18 protein-coding genes are annotated in these 17,687 nt (G+C 70.2%); 9 read left to right on the top strand and 9 right to left on the bottom strand.

All coding sequences use genetic code 11. The annotated features are described in order from the left end of the window. Positions 1–17: 17 nt before the first annotated feature. On the top strand, positions 18–932 hold the full coding sequence (cysD, locus tag ACZ6QO_RS25340; protein ID WP_465854083.1) for a sulfate adenylyltransferase subunit CysD: 915 nt from the start codon (positions 18–20) through the stop codon (positions 930–932). A gap of 97 nt (positions 933–1,029) precedes the next feature. Next, positions 1,030–2,292 (top strand): sulfate adenylyltransferase subunit CysN, encoded by a 1,263-nt coding sequence (gene cysN / locus ACZ6QO_RS25335; protein WP_465854082.1) that lies wholly within the window; start codon positions 1,030–1,032, stop codon positions 2,290–2,292. 61 nt (positions 2,293–2,353) lie between these two features. Here the strand turns inward: cysN and ACZ6QO_RS25330 are convergent, their stop codons facing one another. From ACZ6QO_RS25330 to ACZ6QO_RS25315, 4 genes are all read right to left on the bottom strand, one after another. Then, complete coding sequence (locus ACZ6QO_RS25330) at positions 2,354–3,667, bottom strand: RNA polymerase sigma factor (RefSeq protein WP_465854081.1); 1,314 nt, start codon at positions 3,665–3,667, stop codon at positions 2,354–2,356. A 14-nt stretch (positions 3,668–3,681) separates the two neighbouring features. Then, complete coding sequence (locus ACZ6QO_RS25325) at positions 3,682–4,017, bottom strand: YciI family protein (protein WP_465854080.1); 336 nt, start codon at positions 4,015–4,017, stop codon at positions 3,682–3,684. Positions 4,018–4,236: 219 nt separating this feature from the next. Continuing rightward, positions 4,237–5,454, bottom strand: a complete 1,218-nt coding sequence (locus ACZ6QO_RS25320; protein WP_465854079.1) for an MFS transporter — start codon at positions 5,452–5,454, stop codon at positions 4,237–4,239. Between the two features lie 545 nt (positions 5,455–5,999). Continuing rightward, entirely contained in the window at positions 6,000–6,722 is a 723-nt protein-coding gene (locus tag ACZ6QO_RS25315) for an ATP-binding protein (protein ID WP_465854078.1), read from the bottom strand. Positions 6,723–6,958: 236 nt separating this feature from the next. On the opposite strand from ACZ6QO_RS25315, the gene ACZ6QO_RS25310 reads away from it, so the two are divergent. Beyond that, positions 6,959–7,588, top strand: a complete 630-nt coding sequence (locus ACZ6QO_RS25310; RefSeq protein WP_465854077.1) for a helix-turn-helix domain-containing protein — start codon at positions 6,959–6,961, stop codon at positions 7,586–7,588. Positions 7,589–7,782: 194 nt separating this feature from the next. Beyond that, positions 7,783–7,986, top strand: a complete 204-nt coding sequence (locus ACZ6QO_RS25305) for a DUF397 domain-containing protein (protein WP_465854076.1) — start codon at positions 7,783–7,785, stop codon at positions 7,984–7,986. A gap of 429 nt (positions 7,987–8,415) precedes the next feature. Here the strand turns inward: ACZ6QO_RS25305 and ACZ6QO_RS25300 are convergent, their stop codons facing one another. Next, complete coding sequence (locus tag ACZ6QO_RS25300) at positions 8,416–9,561, bottom strand: RNA polymerase sigma factor (RefSeq protein ID WP_465854075.1); 1,146 nt, start codon at positions 9,559–9,561, stop codon at positions 8,416–8,418. 110 nt (positions 9,562–9,671) lie between these two features. Next, entirely contained in the window at positions 9,672–10,079 is a 408-nt protein-coding gene (locus tag ACZ6QO_RS25295; RefSeq protein ID WP_465854074.1) for a YciI family protein, read from the bottom strand. A gap of 624 nt (positions 10,080–10,703) precedes the next feature. Here ACZ6QO_RS25295 and ACZ6QO_RS25290 point away from each other — a divergent pair. The 4 genes from ACZ6QO_RS25290 (at position 10,704) to ACZ6QO_RS25275 (ending at position 13,743) form a co-directional block, all read left to right on the top strand. Next, the gene (locus tag ACZ6QO_RS25290; protein WP_465854073.1) at positions 10,704–11,519 is read left to right on the top strand and encodes a GNAT family N-acetyltransferase; all 816 of its coding nucleotides are present in this window, start codon (positions 10,704–10,706) and stop codon (positions 11,517–11,519) included. A 75-nt stretch (positions 11,520–11,594) separates the two neighbouring features. Then, a complete protein-coding gene (locus ACZ6QO_RS25285) occupies positions 11,595–12,422 on the top strand; it encodes a helix-turn-helix transcriptional regulator (protein ID WP_465854072.1) in 828 nt (275 codons plus the stop codon). Between the two features lie 209 nt (positions 12,423–12,631). Continuing rightward, positions 12,632–13,381: an SDR family oxidoreductase gene (locus tag ACZ6QO_RS25280; protein WP_465854071.1), complete on the top strand. Its 750-nt coding sequence runs from the start codon at positions 12,632–12,634 to the stop codon at positions 13,379–13,381. A 56-nt stretch (positions 13,382–13,437) separates the two neighbouring features. Then, positions 13,438–13,743, top strand: coding sequence for a hypothetical protein (locus ACZ6QO_RS25275; RefSeq protein WP_465854070.1), 306 nt, complete (start codon positions 13,438–13,440; stop codon positions 13,741–13,743). An 81-nt stretch (positions 13,744–13,824) separates the two neighbouring features. On the opposite strand, the gene ACZ6QO_RS25270 is transcribed toward ACZ6QO_RS25275, so the two are convergent. Continuing rightward, the gene (locus tag ACZ6QO_RS25270) at positions 13,825–14,253 is read right to left on the bottom strand and encodes a nucleoside deaminase (RefSeq protein ID WP_465854069.1); all 429 of its coding nucleotides are present in this window, start codon (positions 14,251–14,253) and stop codon (positions 13,825–13,827) included. A gap of 144 nt (positions 14,254–14,397) precedes the next feature. After that, complete coding sequence (locus tag ACZ6QO_RS25265) at positions 14,398–15,264, bottom strand: LLM class flavin-dependent oxidoreductase (RefSeq protein WP_465854068.1); 867 nt, start codon at positions 15,262–15,264, stop codon at positions 14,398–14,400. A 295-nt stretch (positions 15,265–15,559) separates the two neighbouring features. Between ACZ6QO_RS25265 and ACZ6QO_RS25260 the strand changes: the two genes are divergently transcribed. Beyond that, a complete protein-coding gene (locus ACZ6QO_RS25260) occupies positions 15,560–16,813 on the top strand; it encodes an MFS transporter (protein WP_465854067.1) in 1,254 nt (417 codons plus the stop codon). A gap of 42 nt (positions 16,814–16,855) precedes the next feature. Here ACZ6QO_RS25260 and ACZ6QO_RS25255 read toward each other — a convergent pair whose 3' ends face one another. Further along, entirely contained in the window at positions 16,856–17,599 is a 744-nt protein-coding gene (locus ACZ6QO_RS25255) for an aminoglycoside adenylyltransferase domain-containing protein (protein ID WP_465854066.1), read from the bottom strand. Positions 17,600–17,687 lie beyond the last annotated feature (88 nt).

Here is a 17,687-nt window from a genome sequence, read left to right as displayed (position 1 = left end):
CACCGGAGGAAGAGCAGATGCTCCAGAGCGATTACACGACATCGCAGCTCGACGTCCTCGAAGCCGAGGCCATTCACATCATGCGCGAGGTCGCGGCCGAGTTCGAGCGTCCGTGCCTGCTGTTTTCCGGCGGCAAAGACTCCATCGTCATGGTACGCATCGCCGAGAAGGCGTTCTGGCCGGCGCCGATCCCCTTCCCGCTGATGCACGTCGACACCGGGCACAACTTCCCCGAGGTGATCGAGTTTCGCGACCGGCGGGTCGCCGAGCTGAACGCCCGCCTGGTGGTCGCCTCCGTCCAGGCGTCGATCGACGCCGGCCGGGTTGCCGAGGAGACCGGCAGGCGGGCCAGCCGCAACCGGCTGCAGACCACCACGCTGCTCGACGCCATCGAGGAGCACGAGTTCGACGCGGTGTTCGGCGGCGCCCGGCGCGACGAAGAGAAGGCCCGTGCGAAGGAGCGCGTGTTCTCCTTCCGCGACGACTTCGGCCAGTGGGATCCGAAGAACCAGCGCCCCGAGCTGTGGAATCTGTACAACGCCCGCATCCGCAAGGGCGAGCACATCCGGGTCTTCCCGCTCTCCAACTGGACCGAGCTGGACATCTGGGACTACATCCGGCGCGAGGGCATCGAGATCCCGTCGATCTACTACGCGCACACCCGCAAGGTGTTCGAGCGCGACGGCATGCTGCTCGCCGACGCCGACGTGGTCAACCGCGGCGACGACGAGCCGGCGTACGACACCGTCGTCCGCTACCGCACCGTCGGCGACATGACCTGCACCGGCGCCGTCGAGTCCACCGCCGCCACGGTGGAAGAGATCATCGCCGAGATCGCCGCCACCCGCATCACCGAGCGGGGCGCGACCCGCGCCGACGACCGCACTTCGGAGGCCGCCATGGAGGACCGCAAGAAGGAGGGCTACTTCTGATGCCCCGTCTTGTCGCAGTCCCAGGCCCGCCACTCTCGCGGTCCGCGCGCACGTCCCACCGCCGGTCCGGCCGCACAATCGATGGAGAGCAGTTCTGATGGACATCCTGCGTTTCGCCACTGCGGGTTCGGTCGACGACGGCAAGTCCACGCTCATCGGGCGTCTGCTCTTCGACTCCAAGGCGATCTTCGAGGACCAGCTGGAGGCCGTCGAGCGCACCAGCCGTGACCGCGGCACCGAGTACACCGACCTGTCGCTGCTCACCGACGGCCTGCGCGCCGAGCGCGAGCAGGGCATCACCATCGACGTCGCCTACCGCTACTTCGCCACGCCCAAGCGCAAGTTCATCATCGCCGACACCCCCGGCCACATCCAGTACACCCGCAACATGGTCACCGGCGCCTCCACCGCCGACCTGGCCATCGTGCTGATCGACGCCCGCAAGGGCGTGGTCGAGCAGTCGCGCCGCCACGCGTTCCTCACCACGCTGCTCCGGGTCCCCCACCTGGTGCTGGCCGTCAACAAGATGGACCTGGTCGACTACGGCAAGGACCGCTTCGAGGAGATCCGCGAGGAGTTCACCGCCTTCGCGGCCAAGCTGAACGTCGCCGACCTCACCTTCATCCCGATCTCCGCCCTGCACGGCGACAACGTCGTCACCCGGTCGGAGAACATGCCCTGGTACCAGGGCACCTCGCTGCTGCACCACCTGGAGAACCTGCACATCGCCTCCGACCGCAACCTGGTCGACGTGCGGTTTCCCGTGCAGTACGTCATCCGTCCCCAGCGGGCCACCGACCCGGCGTTCCACGACTACCGCGGCTACGCCGGCCAGGTCGCGGGCGGCATCCTCAAGCCGGGCGACGAGGTCATGCACCTGCCCTCCGGCCTGACGACGCGCGTGGCGGCCATCGACACCTTCGACGGCCCCGTCGAGGAGGCCTTCCCGCCCATGTCCGTCACCCTCCGCCTGGAGGACGACATCGATATCTCCCGCGGAGACCTGATCTGCCGCCCGCACAACCAGCCGCAGACCGCCCAGGAGCTCGACGCGATGGTCTGCTGGATGTCCGACGGCCTCAAGCTCGGCCCGCGCTCCAAGCTGATCATCAAGCACACCACCCGCACGGCCCGCGCGCTGGTCCGCGATCTGCACTACCGGCTGGACGTGAACACCCTGCACCGCGACGAGTCGGCGGGCTCGCTCGGCCTCAACGAGATCGGCCGGGTGTCCCTGCGGGTCACCCAGCCGCTGTTCGTGGACGACTACTCCCGCAACCGCCTCACCGGCGGCTTCATCCTGATCGACGAGGCCACCAACGGCACCGTGGGCGCCGGCATGATCGTCGACGCCCGCTGACCCACGCGTCCGCCCCGAGCCGCCCCCGGCTCGGGGTCAGCGCGCGCGACCGGCGCGTTGGTCACGTCCAAGTTTGATGGACGCCGTCGGCGATGACGGTTTCACGACCCACTGGACCTCGGCGGGTGGCGCAGTCCATCGAGCTCGCGTCATGGGCGTCGTCCTCCTCGGTGGCGCGGTCGAGCAGGGTCCGCCGCTCCGGCTCGCTGTGCGCGCCGGCGGCCGCCTGCCGGAACAGGGCGGCGGCGCGGTGGTGGTCGCCGAGGCGGGCGGTCAGGTCCGCTTCCGCGGCGACGGCGAGCGGGTAGTCGTCCAGCGCGCCGCCGGCGCGTGCGCGGGCCAGCAGTTCCAGCCCGGTCGCGGGCCCGTACGCGTATCCGTGCGCCACGGCGCGGTTCAGCTCGACCACGGGCCCGGGCCGCAGCAGGACGAGCTCGTCGTAGCACCGGGCGATCGTGAGCCAGTCGGTCGCCGGCCCGGACGCCGCGGTGGCGTGGCACGCGGCGATGCGCGCCTGGAGCGCGTAGGGGCCGCCCTGCCGGACCTCGGCCAGGATGCCGAGACCTTCGGCGATCGCGGCGTGGTCCCAGCGGGACCGGTCCTGCTCGTCGAGGGTGAGCAGCCCGCCGCCGGCGTCGCGGCGGGCTTCGCGCCGGGAGTGATGGAACAGGAACAAAGCCAGCAGTCCGGCCACCTCGGGTTGTCGCGGCATGAGCTCTCTGAGCAGCCGTGCCAGACGTATCGCCTCCTCGGCGAAGGCGGGTTCGCCGTCGGCGTTGTAGCCGCGGGTGAACAGCAAGTAGAGCACGGCCAGGACACCGGGCAGCCGCTCGGCGAGCGCCGGTCCGCTGGGTACCCGGTACGGGATGCCCGCGTCCGCGATCTTCGCTTTGGCCCTGGTCAGGCGGCGGGTCATGGTGGATTCGCTGACCAGGAACACGCGAGCGATGTCGGCGGTCGGCACGGCGCAGATCGTCCGCAGTGTCAGGGCGACGCGCGCCTCCATCGTCAGCGCCGGATGGCAGCACGTGAAGACGAGTCGCAGCCGATCGTCCACGATGTCCTCCTCCGTCTCCGAGTCGGCGTCCCCGGCGGTCAACGCGAGCACCGCCAGGTCGCGCATCTTGCGGCGCTCCACCGACGCGCGCCGCAAGGTGTCGATCGCGCGGTTCCGGGCGACCGTCATCAGCCAGCCGCCCGGATTGTCCGGTACGCCCTCCTCCGGCCACCGCCGCAGGGCGAGCGTCAGCGCCTCTTGGGCGCAGTCCTCGGCCAGCGTCCAGTCACCGGTCACGCGGATCAGGGCGCCGACGATGCGAGGGTAGGCATCGGCGGACGCCGCGACGGCGTCCGCCGCCCCGGCGTCCGTCGTCATGGCGCCATGCCGCTTCACTGCTCGAAATCGGCGAACGGCCGCAGCTCCAGCCGTCCCGTTCTGGCCATGGGGTGAGCGCGGGCGACCTCGATCGCCTCGTCGAGGTCCGCGCATTCGAGCAGGTCGAAGCCGACGATCACCTCTTGGGTCTCGGCGAACGGCCCGTCGGTGATCAGCGCCTCGCCGTTGCGGACCCGGACGGTGGTGGCCGAGGACACCGGGGCCAGCACCGCGCCCCGCAGCCGCCGGCCGCCGGCATCGTTCTCCGACACCCACTTGTCGACGTCGGGCAGGCTCTCGGTGTCGGTGTCAGGCTCGGTATCGGTGCAGACGAACATCATGTACTTCATCGCAACGCTCCCTGGATCGATGTGGTCGCACCCCTATGACGAACGGCCATGCCCGGATCGGACAACAGGCGGACCTTCGATCCGTCCAGCATGCCGCTCAGCGGAGACCGATCAGCCCCCAGGGCCGCCGGCGCCCGTCAGATCGTCCGTCGGACCGGTGATGAGCCCGGTGGTGGCCGCGAGGGCGCGAGCGAGTGGTCGTCCGACGCTCGGGCGAACTCAGGGCGTTCCTTCCGGTCGTGCGGCGCCGAAGCGCTGGACGATGGCGATCGCGATCACGAGGAGCGTGCCGCAGGTCACCAGCGCGAGGGGCATCCCGGAGAACTGGGCGATCACCGCGACGGCGAGCCCGCAGGTGATGCTCCCCAGGTGCTGCACTTGGGCCAGCAACGAGTGCACGGTGGCCCTGACGGCGCCGCGGGACAGCCGGTTGACCCAGATGGTGCTCAAACTGCGGGTCAGCGGCAACGCGCCCGCGCCGAGCACGACGGCCACGCTCCCGCCGGCCGCCTCAGACGCGCCGGCCAGGGTGACGACGCCGACCGCCGCGACCGCGCAGACGACGACGTAGCCGCGTCGCACGGTGTGCGCGCCTTCGATGTGAGGCTGCAAGATTCGCAAGGCGGCCGCGCCCATGAGGCACATCAGCACGCCGAGAGCGCCGAGCCAGGCGACGGGGTCGACGGGAAGCCCGAGGTCGGCCAGTCGCAGGGGGTACAGGCGTCCGAAGGCGTCTACAACGCCGTTGATCAGGAACGTCGCCGCGAAGACGGCGAGAAGCACGCGGTTTCCGCGCACAAGGGCCGATCCGCGCACGAGGATCGTCCACCAGGCCGGCCACCGCTTTCCGACGACCGGTACGAACCGCCGCTCGGGGAATCGGGCCACGACGTAAAGACCGAGCGCCGACATGGCGGCTCCCGCGAGAACCATCGCCGTGCCGCGATGTGTGAGCCACGCCAACGCGCCGATGCCGACCAGACCGGCCACGGTCCCGGTCAGCTGGGCCCGCTCCGAACGCAGCAGCACCGCGGAGACACGCTCCTGATCAGCGAGCTCGTCGCTGATCCACGCGACGTCCGCGCCGCTGGCGAACGTCCAGGACAGGCCCCACAACATCTGCGTGGCGACGAGCAGAGGGAACTCGCCGACCAGGCCGGTGGCCAGCATGGCGGCGCCCATGAGCACGTGAGAGACGACCAACGACCACTTGCGGCTCAGCGCGTCGGCGACGACACCGGCCGGGACCTCGAACAGCAACGCGACCACCCCTTGGGCGACGCCGATAACCACCAGCTGGGACGCCGACAGCCGTGCGTCGGCGACCAGGTAGACGCTGGTGACCATCCACCAGCCCCGATGCAAGACGGCCCGGCACCACGTCCACCTGACGAAGACCGTGTCGAGCCTCGGACCGTCGCCGCCCATCGGATCCATCCGCAGATCCCAGCCGGTGACCCGGCGATCCGCAAGACCGGTCTTCGAAGATGTCCGGACGTTGTCGATTTCGCGCGGTCCTCCTCGTCGTAGAGGTGACGGCCCGCGGAACCGGAGGCGACCATGGATGATCAGGCTCAGCGCCCGGCACCGTCCAATGGCTTCGGTAGCCCCGGTGACGCACGACACTCGGACATGGTTGGTGCCGGCGAGCAGTCCGTGGATGCGCCCAACCCGGCACGGCTCGCGATGAAGCCCAGGTCTGCCTGGTCCCCCTGGTGCGCTCGGGTCGACCGGCCCACCTGGTGCACCATCGAACTGGCCGCCTCCGCCGAACTGACGGAACTGACCGGCTTGGCTCCCTGACCATCAATGCCCCAGAACGGGAGGAGCGGCCGCCCACTCGACCACGGAACCGACACGAAGCTCATCGGGGAGACGTACGCCCGGTTTCGATTGCGGCGGAAGTGTCAGGGCCGTGGTGCGATGGGGACGAATCTTGGGAAAGTGGCGACGATCCAAAATCGAGCAGTTCATGGATTCGTTCAGATGTCCTCTTCGCCGCTGCGGCCGGTTCCTGCCGCAAGGAGCCGGCGGTGCTCTTGTTCGCCGCGCTCAAAGGTGATCTCGCACCAGACGGTGCGGCCGGGGCCGTCCGGATTGCGATGGAAGCCCCAGTGTCCTTGAGACAGCATGTCGACGATGGCCAGCCCGCGCCCGCCCTCGGCGAGCAGGAACGCCGGGTCCGCCGGAAGGTTCTCGTCCGCGAGCGGCGCCGGAGCCGCCGAGAAGGTCTCCGCGATCAGTGATGTCGCGCCGGCTGGAGTGCTCTTCGCGAGCAGGCCCGCCAGGTCGGGGCGGATGCGGGGCGTGCTGGCGGTCAGGCCTCTGTCCGTGACCTCGACCCGTACTCGGTCGTCATCGCCGTACACCGACAGCCGAAGGAGCAACGGCGCGGTGTGCGGCCCTTCAGTGCACTCGATCTTCGTCCGTTCCCCCTCTCCCTCGACGGCGGTGTCGCAGTCGGCATCGCTGAGCGCGCCCTCCGGTGGCCGGGACTCCCCGGGACCGCCGGCGCCTCGCATGCTTCCCCCGACCTCGTGCCGGCCGTGCCGGACCGCATTGGTGATCAGTTCGCTGACGGCCAGCCGTACGGGCTCGTAGGCCGGGTGCTCTTTCCCCAGGCACTCCTGTACGGCCGCGCGGGCACGCGAAGCCGACTCTGGAGTGCTCGGCAGGCGAAGCTCTTTCAGTGTTCGCAGCGCCATCGGCGTGCCTTTCACCGGTCGATCCCGACTGGATTCCTGTTTTACCCGGCCGGGCCGGCCGAGGCGGCGCCATGACGTTGACGCCGCCCTCACACCGTGGCAAATAGCGAGGAGCTTCAATGGCGATTCTCGGTTCGCATTGTGTTCACAATCGCGTGAACGCCCTGGCCGAGGTTTGCGAACCCCCAGCATGATGGCCTTGACGCGTTGGCCGGCGACAGGAAAGGAGTCCGGAGATGACGATCCCCCTGGAACCCGATCCGTCCATATCTCCGCGCATTCAATTCGGTACAGAACTGCGCAAATTCCGACTTTCTACGGGGTTCACCCAGCGGCAACTCTGTGACGCCGTACACCTGTCGATCAGCCAGCTCAGCATGATCGAGAACGGTCACCGGCCACCCACCATGGACCTGGCGCAGCGGGTGGACGAGGTCCTCGGCCTCGGCACCACGCTCACCGGCTTCCTCGACCGTCTCAACCGAGCCGCCGCCCAGCTACCCCACTGGTTCCGCCCCTGGCTCGACTACGAACGCGAGGCCGAGGCCCTGCGGATGTGGGAACCGCTGATGGTCCCCGGCCTCCTCCAGACCGAGGACTACGCCCCAGCCATCCTGAGCCGTAAGCCGGGTATCACGACCGAGGAGGCGGAGGAGCAAGTCCGAGCAAGAATGGACCGGCAGAGCATTCTCAAGCGCTCCTCGCCTCCAATGCTTTGGGTCATCCTGGACGAGGGTGTCCTGCATCGTTCGGTCACTGGTGCCGAGGTGATGTGGGAGCAGTTCCAACACCTCCTGCATGTAGCCGAGAACCCTCACATATCCCTACAGGTTCTTCCTTACAGGGCGTGCAGCGTGGTTGGGTAGATGGGCGGCTTCGTCATCGCCGACATGCCGAAGGGAGCGCCTCCAGCGGCCTACATCGAGTCCCAAAGCACAGAAGACCGGGTGAGTGACCGGTCGGATGAGGTGAAGGGTCTGGCACTCAGGTATGACCTTATTCGGGTGGACGCACTGCCGCGTTGTGAGTCACTGAATATGATCAAGGAGATGGTGCGGAGATGGATGCCGTGATCGGGGAGTCTGAGTACGTGCAGTGGCGTAAATCCACGTTCTCCGGTGACGACGGCAGCAACTGCGTCGAGGTGGCTCACCTCTCTAGTGGCCGATATGGCGTACGTGACAGTAAAGACCGCACTCTCGCCGCGATTGTCATCGATCCAGAGCAGTGGGATGCCTTTCTGGATCTGGTGAAGGGACGCTGACTCCTCAGGGGTCCACCACGTTGCTCGACGTACGGCGGCGCCGGCTTCACCGCACACCGTCCCGCCGACCCGGCGCCGGTTGAGACGTCACTGTCGATGGCGGTGGTGGTCGGCGTGGGGTTTTCAGCGTGGTGGAGGGGAACTGGTCCCGCTCGTCCCGCTCGGGTTCACCATGTTGCTCGTTGTACGGCGGCGCCGGCTTCGCCGTACATCCTCCCGCCGACCCGGCGCCGGTGGGAACGTCTCTGCCGATGGGGTGGCTGGAGCGCGACGCGTCAGTGCACCTGCAGGCGTTGCACAAGGCGACCTGGTCGTGGTGGCACTGGGGCGTTGAGGTGGGCGGCTTGGTGTATCCGAGGTGTGGGTGAGCGTGAGGCGCGCGGCTTGGTCGTAGGAGGGCCGGGGTGTTGAGGTGGGTGGGTTGGTGGGTTAGGGGTGGGGGTGGGTGTTGAGGCGGGCGGCTTGGCGGGTTAGGTAGTCGCGTTCGGCGAGGTTGGGGGCCTTGTGGGCCGCCTCGGCGTAGAGCCGTGCCGCCGTCGCGAGGTCGCCGTCGCGCTCGTGCAGGTACGCCGCCACCGCGGCGTGGCGGGGCACTGAGTCGTTCACCGCCGCGAGCGCCGCGAGCCCGGCGCGGGGCCCGTCCGCCTCCCCGACGGCGACCGCGCGGTTCAGCCGGACGACCGGGCTGTCGGTCAGGCGCACGAGCTCGTCGTACCACTCGACGATCTGCACCCAGTCGGTCTCGTCGGCGGTGGGCGCGTCGGCGTGGAGCGCCGCGATGGCGGCCTGGGCCTGGAACTCGCCCAGCCGGTCGCGGGCGAGGGCCGCCTGCAGGATCGCGACGCCCTCGGCGATCGACTGGGTGTCCCACCGGCCGCGGTCCTGCTGGGCGAGCGGCACCAGGCCGCCGTCGGGCGCGGTCCGGGTAGTACGCCTGGCGTGGTGGAGCAGCATGAGGGCGAGCAGCCCCGCCACCTCTGGGTGGTCGATCGCGGCCGCGAGCTGCCGGGTGAGCCGGATGGCCTCAGCGGCGAGGTCGATATCGCCGGAGTAGCCCTCGTTGAAGACCAGATACAGGACGCGCAGCACGGTCGCGACATCGCCCGGCTGGTCGAACCGCACGCCGGAGACGGTGCGCTTGGCGCGGCTGATGCGCTGCGCCATGGTCGCCTCGGGCACCAGGTAGGCCTGGGCGATCTGGCGGGTGGTGAGCCCGCCGACGGCGCGCAGTGTGAGCGCGACCGCGGACGACGGCGTCAGCGACGGGTGGGCGCACAGGAAGTAGAGCTGGAGTGTGTCGTCCACCTCAGGTGCCGGGCCGGGCGCCGGCTCCTCGTCGAGGAGGTCCTCACGCCGGCGGCGGGCGGCGTCCGCCCGGGTCGCGTCGAGGAACCGGTGCCAGGCCACGGTGACCAGCCAGCCCTTAGGGTCACGCGGCGGGTCGGCCGGCCAGACGCTGACCGCCTTGACCAGCGCGTCCTGGACCGCGTCCTCGGCCGCCGCGAAGTCGGCTCCGCGGCGGACGAGGATGCCGAGCACGCTCGGCGTGAGGCTTCTGAGCAGGGCCTCGTTCATCTGAGAGGTCACTCCGTGATCGCTGGGAGGCCCGGCCAGAACCGGGCGCACCTTGAGTCACTCGTGGATCGGCTTCCCGTCCGCCCCCGGGGCGGACGACAGTTGGGAGGTCACTCCGTGATGGTGGGCGGCTCGGCCAGGAACGGGCGCACTTCGAGCCACTCGTGGATCGGCTGCCCGTTCGCCCCGGGGGCGGCCGACAGTTCCCCGGCCAGCTCGATGGCGCGCTCGTAGGTGTCGACGTCGATCACCATCCAGCCGGCGATGAGGTCCTTGGTCTCGGCGAACGGGCCGTCGGTGACCGGCGGGCGTCCCTCGCCGTCGTACCGGACGAACGTCCCCTCGGGGGAGAGCGCCTGACCGTCGACGAACTCGCCCGTCTCCTCCAGCCGGGCCGCGAAGTCGCGCATGTACTGGATGTGCGCTGTGATCTCCTCCGGCGTCCACTTGTCCATGGGCACGTCGTTGACCGCCGCCGGAGCGCCGCGGTAGTGCTTCAGCAGCAAGTACTTGGCCATCGTGATTCTCCTAGGTGCTGATGTGACCCATTGTGGTCGCGTTCACCCCGGGGACGGGGCCGGTCACGGGTTCTCGACGTCGCCGTCCGATCAGTTCGCAGATTTTTTCGCGGAGGCCGGCTACCCGACGTACGGCGGCGCGGGCTTGGCCGTGCACCGTCCCGCCGATCCGGCGCGTTCTCCCAGGTGCGGCGCACTCCTCTTCCGATAACAAGATCGTTCTTGTCGTCGGTGGGATCAGCGAAATGAGCGAGGCCGCCGGCCGTCCGCCGGTTGGACGGCGAACGGTCGTCACGTGGTGCTCGGCGTGCGGAATCTCGGTTGCGCGGCGGCAAGGGGGCGTGGGAAGGTCGGACACGTTGGCTTGTGCAGGTACACGGTGAGGAACGAAGTCCATGGTCTCGGCGTGCCTTAGTGGCCGCCGCCGGCGCTGATCGGGTTCCCTGCGGGGAGACCCTCGGTGCCGCGCCCGTTTCGCGGCGGCCCCACGTGCGGTGTCCGACACCGCTCCATCTCCTTGTACGGGGATGGTCCCGGCCTGAGGCCGGGTCTGACAGGAGCATGCGCGGCTCTCGATCGCGGGAGCGCGCTTCACCATGCCATCTACGTGAGGTCATCATCACCGTGGACACCAACGTCCAGAGCTTCGCCGTCGCCAACCTCCGCCGCCGCCCCGTGGTCGTCGAGACCGGCGGTTTCGTCGTGGGGGTCGACCCCGACACCACCAGTCCTTTCATCAACTACGCCACCCCGTTGCCCGGCGCTCGGCCCACCGCGCGAGACGTCGCCGCCCTGGTCGACGTGTTCCGCGAGCGCGGTCTCAAGCCGCGGCTGGAGTTCGCGCCGGACGCCGCGCCCGCCGTGGAGTCCGCGCTGCGCGAGGCGGGCTTCACCGTGGAGGAGGTCCACGAGTACCTGGTCTGCACCCCGGCCACGCTGACGATGCCTCAGGTGCTCGGTGAACGCGCATCCGGGCCCGCACCCGCGCGATCGTTCCGCGTGCTGAGTCCCGCTACGGACGAGGACTACGCGGCGATCGACGCGGCGCTGGCCGAGGCGTTCAGCGGGGTGTTCGCATCGTCCCCCGAGGGCGCGGCACGGCTGCGCCGTACCGAGGACGGCGGCGGCGCGGTGCGGTTCGTCCCGGCGCCCGAGGGCGGCTGCGCCGGCGCGGCCATGTGCTCCGCGCCGGCCGAGGGGACGGCGGAGCTGGCGGGTGTGGGGACCCGCCCCGCCTTCCGCGGCCGTGGCATCGCGGCCGCGGTCACCGCCGCGCTGGCCGAGACGATGTTCGGCCGAGGGGCGCGGTCGGTGTGGCTGGAGTACTCCGGTGACGGATCACGCCGCGTCTACGAACGCGTCGGCTTCCGGCCCGAAGGCACCCGCCTCTACATGTCGATCGAGGTTGCCGAAGAGGCCGGTGCGTCGGTCGGCGGGTGACGGCTCACCTGGTCGGTTGACCGGCAGCAGGTCGGCCGGTCGGCGGCTGTGGGGCAGGGACGTAGGCTAATGGCCGTGTCCGACAAATCCGGCACTCCGCTTGGTGAGTTCCTCCGCGCGCAGCGCGCCCGTATCGACCCCGCCGACGTGGGGCTGCGCGGCGGTGGCGATCGCCGGGTGGCCGGGCTGAGGCGTGAAGAGGTCGCGGTGCTGGCGGGAGTGAGCGCCGACTACTACGCCAGGTTGGAGCAGGGCCGGGAACGCAACCCGTCGCCGCAGGTCCTGGACGCTATCGGCCAGGCGCTCCGGTTCGACGCGGACGCGCGCGGCCACGTCTTCCGGCTCGCAGGGCTGAACCCGAGGCTGTCACCGGGCAGCTCGCGCGACCTGGTCCACCCGGCGCTGCTGCACCTGCTCGACTCCTTCCCCGCGGCAGCGGCGTATGTGCTGGGCCCGTCGTTCGACGTCCTCGCCGCCAACACCATCGCGGACGCGCTGCTGGCCCCGTTCGACGGCATGACGAACATGGTCCGCGTGCTGTTCCGGCACCCGCAGGCGAAGATCGTGTTCGCCGACTGGCCCACCTTGACGGAGAACGTCGTCTACGCCCTCCGCCTCAACGCGGCCGCCTACCCGAACGATCCGGAGATCCGGGCGCTCGTGGACGAGTTCGTGGAAACCGTGCCCGAGTTCCGCGCGTTGTGGGAGGACCAGAAGGTGAGCGGGCTCAAGCGGATGTTCAAGGTCTTCGTGCACCCGGAAGTCGGCCGAGTCGAGCTGAACTACCAGACCTTCGACGTCCGCGACGCCCCCGGCCAGCAGTTGCTCGTCGGCACGCCGGAGCCGGGCAGCCGCAGCGCCGACGCCATCGCGTACCTGGCGTCCGTCCACGCCACGTCGTGAGCCGTGCTCCTCGGCCACGACCCCTCCTTTCCTGAATTTTCGGGTATCTCGCTGTTCTGATCGTGTGTGCGCGTGGTCGCGCGCGGAAGGGCGCGTCTTCCTAGGTGCGGCACACCCAGGAAGACGCGTCCTTCTCCATCCCGGGCTCTGGGCCCAGTCTTGGTGTCGCGGCTCGTCCGCCCCGAGATCAGCCCCTCCCAGGAGTCCTCATGAGCAGCACGACCGTGCCCGCTTCCGACAGCAAGATCGTTCTCATCACCGGCGCGAGCAGCGGGATCGGCGAGGCCACCGCCCGCCGGCTGGCCGCCGACGGTCATCACGTGGTGCTCGGCGCGCGGCGCGTCGACCGCCTCAAGACCCTGACCGACGACATCCACGCCGCCGGCGGCTCCGCCGACCACCGGGAACTCGACGTGACGAGCCTGGAGAGCGTTCGGGCCTTCGCCGAGACCGCCCACGAACGGCACGGCCGCATCGACGTGATGGTCAACAACGCGGGCGTGATGCCGCTGTCCCTGGTGGAGGCAGGGCACGTCGACGAGTGGAACCAGATGATCGACGTGAACCTGCGCGGCACCCTGCACGGCATCGCGGCCGTTCTGCCGCTGATGCGAGCCCGGGGCGCCGGCCACATCGTCAACATCGGCTCGACGGCCGCCTACCGGGTCGACCCCACGGCCGCCGTCTACTGCGCCACCAAGTACGCCGTCCGCGCGCTGTCGGAGGGGCTGCGGCAGGAGAGCAGGGACATCCGCGTGACCTTGGTGAGTCCCGGCTACACCGAGTCGGAGCTCACCCTGCACGGCGCCGACGAGGAGGTGCGGGCAGCCGTGCACGCGGCCGCGCTGCGGTTCGCCATTCCGGCGTCCTCCGTCGCCGCCGCCATCGCGTACGCCATCGCCCAACCGGCCGAGGTCGACGTCAACGAGCTGATCGTCCGGCCCACCGCCATGAACTGAACCGCACCGCGACGCACACCTAGGCCCCGGCACCTGCCGGAGAGCAAGGAAACGACATGAGCGAGGCACTCGAGATCACGACGTTCAGGCTCGCCGCCGGGCTCACCGGCGCCGACTTCCTCGCCGTCAACGAGGACATCGACGAGTACCTGAGGCGCCGGCCGGGCTTCCGCTGGCGGCGCATCGCCGAGGACGGCGACGGAGGCATCATCGACATCGTCGCGTGGGACTCCGCCGCAGACGCCCGGGCGAGCGCCGGCGGAATCATGACCGAAATGGCCGACTCGCCGGTCCACGCGACGATCGACCACAGCACCGTGGACTTCCGTATCGTGCCGGTGCTTCACCGCATGCCCCTCTGAGGAACCCATGAACGGCATCTTCGCCACCACGCCCACGTGACCGTCAAGGGCGCGGCCGTCCGGACACCGTCCTGGCCCGGGTCAGTGGTAGTAGCCCTCGACGGGTACGCGGGCCTCTTCGAAGAGGGCGGGGCCTTCGGCGGGGGCGTCGGTGAAGCCGCTGCCGGGCGGCTTGAGGGTGTCGAGCTGATCACTGGACAGGGCGTAGACGACCCGGCCCAGGCCCGAACGGGCGATGGCGCCGGCGCACATGCCGCACGGCTGGCAGCTGGTGTACATGGTGGTGGTGGCCGCGGTGGCGGGGTCGAGCTCGCGGGCCGCCCAGCGGGCCAGCTTCAGTTCCGGGTGGGCGGTGATGTCCCGGTCGCTGATGGAGGTGTTGCGCTCCTCGGCCAGGACGGCGCCGTCCGGGCCGGCCAGCAGAGATCCGAACGGCGGGTTGCCGCTCTCGCGCGCCATCGCGGCCAGTTGGACGGCCCTGCGCAGCAGCGCCTCATCCTCGTGCGTCACCGCTACTCCTTCGGTCCGCATCCGGTGCTCGTACCGGTGCATGTGCTCGTACCGGTGCGTGTGCCGGTGCTCGTGCTCGTACGGTGCTCGTGATGGTCGGGCCCGGCGCGGTTCGGGCCGGTACCGCTGGGGCGCCGCAGGGGGTCAGGTGCTGATCGGGCGCTGCGCCGTGGTCCGCGACCAGTGAGCGGCCACGGTCGCCAGGGCCTGCCAGGCGGCCTGGGGGCGCAGCGTCTCGTCCGGGTCGCCGTTGAACGCGGAGAGGACGACGGTGCCGGCGCCGAGCGCGCGCAGCTCCCGCAGGTCCTCCATCAGCTGCTCGACGGTGCCCTCGCCGGCGAGCCGTCCGTGGCCGGTGACGGGCGTGTCGGTGAGCCGCAGGGTGATGCGGGGCGCCAGGCCGGGCACCGGCCGCCCCTGCTCGCGGGCGAACTCGTGCATGCGCTCGATCGCCCCGCGCAGCCACGGCATGGTGAAGCGCAGCGGGTGCCACGCGTCGCCGAGGCGTACGGCCCTGCGTATGCCGGCGTCGCTGTTGCCGCCCACCCAGATGGGGACGTGCCCCGCCTGGTAGTCCCGCTCGTCCTCCCAGGCGGAGCGGATCGTGCGCAGGTACTCGTCCGTCAGCGCGCCGCGCCGTTCGTAGGGCACGCCGAGGGCGGCGAACTCCTGCCGGGCCCAGCCCACGCCCACCCCGAGGACCAGTCGCCCGCCGCTGAGCCGGGCGAGGTTCGCGGCCATGCGGGCGGTGAGCAGGGGATGGCGATAGGGGAGCAGCAGAACCGAGGTGCCCAGCTTGATCCGGCGGGTGATGCCGGCCAGCCACGCCAGCGTGGTGAGGGGCTCGTAGAACGGCGCCGGAAACGCCCCGGCGATGTCCGGCGTCACCACGACGTGATCGGACACCGTGAGCAGGTCGAAGCCGAGCCCCTCCACCGTCAGCGCCCACTGCCGCAGCATGTCGGGGTCCGTGCCGGGACCGAAGTTGGTTACGTTAACGCCTATTTCCACTCGGTCAGGCTATCCAAGGTAATCGTGCCAGTTGAAGGGATTTCTCCGGGCCTACAGCCTTTTCGCCGGGCGGACGAGCCGGCCAGCCTGGGCGGCACCACCACCTACATCGTCTACGGCCAGACCCTTCCGTACCGCGGGCCCCGAGCCTCGTGGCCGGTGGGCGGCGGGCAAGGTTGAACGGCACCTCCGGTGCGGTGATGATCGACCTGAAGGCGCGACGGCGCGTCGCCGTCACCGTGCGTCCGGGCCGTCGCGGTGCCGCGGTGTCGCGGTGTCACGCGAAGGAGAACTCATGAGCCCTTGGCCAACGGCGGACACATCGAGGCGGAGCGAGGAGCACCAGGACCGCACACAGTGGGCGACGATCGGCGTCGTCTACTTCGCCGGGGTGGTCGCGGCGATGAGCTTCGGCAAGTTCGCCTCGGTCGGGCCGGAGGTGGCGGCTCAGCTGGGACTGTCGCTGCCGCGACTGGGCTGGGTGATCTCGGCGGTCGTCGGCGTGGGGGCCGTCGCCGGCCTGCCCGTCGGATATCTCATCCGCCGCATCGGCGTGGAGAGGTCGCTGGTCGCCGGCCTGGCACTGGTCGCGGCGGCGGGCGCGGCGAGTGCGGCGGCGGGCGGCTTCCCCTGGTTGCTGACCGCCCGGGGCGTCGAAGGGGTCGGATACGTCCTGGTCACCGTCGCCTGTCCCGCGCTGATCCTCCGTGTCGCCCACGAGCGGGACCGCGGCGTGGCCCTGTCCCTCTGGGCGACGTTCGTACCGGTGGGCATCGGGGTGAGCACGCTGGCCGGCGGCGCGATCGGCTCCGCGCTGGGCTGGCGCGGCTGGATCGGCCTGATCGCCGGCCTGACGCTCGTGATGGCGCCGGCCGTCCGGCTGTGCCTGCCGCGCGGGCCGGAACGGCGGGCGGCGGCCGGGTCCGTCCCGGGGGCGAGGGCGCTGAAGCGGCCGGCGGCGCTGGCCGGGGCCTTCTGCCTGCTCGTGCTGGTGACCATGCCGGTGGTCGTGCTCCTGCCCACGCTCCTGATCGAGCAGTACGGGCGTTCGGCCGCGACGGCGGGCGTCATGACCTCGGCCATCTCGCTGCTCGGCGTGCCCGGCGGGCTGGCCACGGGAGTGCTGCTCCGCCGAGGCGCTCCGGTCGGCGTCCTGGCGTTGTCCGGAATCCTCGCCGTCCCCGCCGCCTGGCTCATCTACGGCGGCGCAGGTTCGCCGGCGGTCGCGCTCGCCGGCGCGGGGCTGATCTCCGTGCTGAACGGGCTCCTGGGCGCCCTCGCCATCGCCGCCCTCCCTCTGGTGCTGGAACGGCTGGACCACGCCGACATCGGCAACGGCGTGATCTCCCAGGCGGGCAGCCTCGGAGCGCTGCTCGGACCTCCGATGTTCGGCCTGGTGATCGGCGGGTTCGGCCTCCCGGCCCTCGTGCCGGTCATCGCCGTCGGAATGCTGATCGCGGTCGGCGCATTGCTACTGCTCAGCAGACGACGAGCACCGCACCCCCTACCGTCCGCCGTCGCTGAGCATGACAGTGAGGCGACGGGTTGACCTGGATACCTGTCACTTAGATCAGCGGAGCCGAAGGTCGCGTCATGCCGATGCGTCCGTGATCACGGCGAGAATCCGGTGTACGAATTGCTTGACCTCGCGCGGGTCGGGTGCGGCAGCGGGTAGGCATCGCTGGCGATCGAGGGCCAACCGGACCAACTCGCGGCCGGTCGTCGGCACCCGGTGCAGCGCCCACTGGCCGCCGTCGATCTTGGACACGAGTGTGCCGTCCATCGCGAACCGCCAGGCACGACATGCGTTGAGCACCGCGTATTCACCAGGCGCCTGCTCGACGGCCCAGTGCAACTCGGACGCCAACTGGGCCGTGACCAACTCGTGGGCGACCGGAGCGAAGACCTCGGCCGGGGCAGGGCCGGGCCCGACCAGGCGACCGGCCTGGCGGCATACGGCGAAGTGCAACACCAGGTCGGGGTCTCCCCCGTGCCCATGACCATCGACCACCTTGGCGGGCGCTGTGGTGACATGGAGCTCGAATGGCGGCTGTGCCACGGGGCGCAGGGTGACCGGGAGGGTGACGACGCTCAGTTCCAGCCCGTGGGCGGGGCACGGCAGGCGGTCGTCGCTCAGCCGTTCCGCGGCGGCCGCCTGCTCGTCCGCCGTCATGGGCCGCTCACAGACCACGAGGACGTCGATGTCGCTGCGCCGCGCGTCGAAGCCGCCGAGCACCACGGAGCCGTGGAGGTAGACGCCCACCAGGCGCGAACCGAGCACCGCGGCCATCGCGGACGCGACGTCCTCGATGTAGCGCTCTGACAGAGCATCCATGATCAGAACTATAGGAAGGCCGCGAAACCACCGGCAGGTTCGACGTCACTGTCTGGAGCCACTGAACATGACAGTGGGGCCTGTGGCT

Source organism: Sphaerisporangium sp. NPDC049457, from assembly GCF_055586705.1.
Note: the sequence above shows the minus strand (reverse complement) of the source record. Positions and strands in the feature narration are given on the sequence as shown.

Coding starts and splice junctions, on each gene's coding strand:
- ACZ6QO_RS25320 (WP_465854079.1), bottom strand. CDS start 5,454: ATGGATCCGATGGGCGGCGACGGTCCGAGGCTCGACACGGTCTTCGTC.
- ACZ6QO_RS25300 (WP_465854075.1), bottom strand. CDS start 9,561: ATGAACGAGGCCCTGCTCAGAAGCCTCACGCCGAGCGTGCTCGGCATC.
- ACZ6QO_RS25305 (WP_465854076.1), top strand. CDS start 7,783: ATGGATGCCGTGATCGGGGAGTCTGAGTACGTGCAGTGGCGTAAATCC.
- cysD (WP_465854083.1), top strand. CDS start 18: ATGCTCCAGAGCGATTACACGACATCGCAGCTCGACGTCCTCGAAGCC.
- cysN (WP_465854082.1), top strand. CDS start 1,030: ATGGACATCCTGCGTTTCGCCACTGCGGGTTCGGTCGACGACGGCAAG.
- ACZ6QO_RS25255 (WP_465854066.1), bottom strand. CDS start 17,599: ATGGATGCTCTGTCAGAGCGCTACATCGAGGACGTCGCGTCCGCGATG.
- ACZ6QO_RS25330 (WP_465854081.1), bottom strand. CDS start 3,667: ATGACGACGGACGCCGGGGCGGCGGACGCCGTCGCGGCGTCCGCCGAT.
- ACZ6QO_RS25295 (WP_465854074.1), bottom strand. CDS start 10,079: ATGGCCAAGTACTTGCTGCTGAAGCACTACCGCGGCGCTCCGGCGGCG.
- ACZ6QO_RS25310 (WP_465854077.1), top strand. CDS start 6,959: ATGACGATCCCCCTGGAACCCGATCCGTCCATATCTCCGCGCATTCAA.
- ACZ6QO_RS25325 (WP_465854080.1), bottom strand. CDS start 4,017: ATGAAGTACATGATGTTCGTCTGCACCGATACCGAGCCTGACACCGAC.
- ACZ6QO_RS25280 (WP_465854071.1), top strand. CDS start 12,632: ATGAGCAGCACGACCGTGCCCGCTTCCGACAGCAAGATCGTTCTCATC.
- ACZ6QO_RS25275 (WP_465854070.1), top strand. CDS start 13,438: ATGAGCGAGGCACTCGAGATCACGACGTTCAGGCTCGCCGCCGGGCTC.
- ACZ6QO_RS25260 (WP_465854067.1), top strand. CDS start 15,560: ATGAGCCCTTGGCCAACGGCGGACACATCGAGGCGGAGCGAGGAGCAC.
- ACZ6QO_RS25315 (WP_465854078.1), bottom strand. CDS start 6,722: ATGGCGCTGCGAACACTGAAAGAGCTTCGCCTGCCGAGCACTCCAGAG.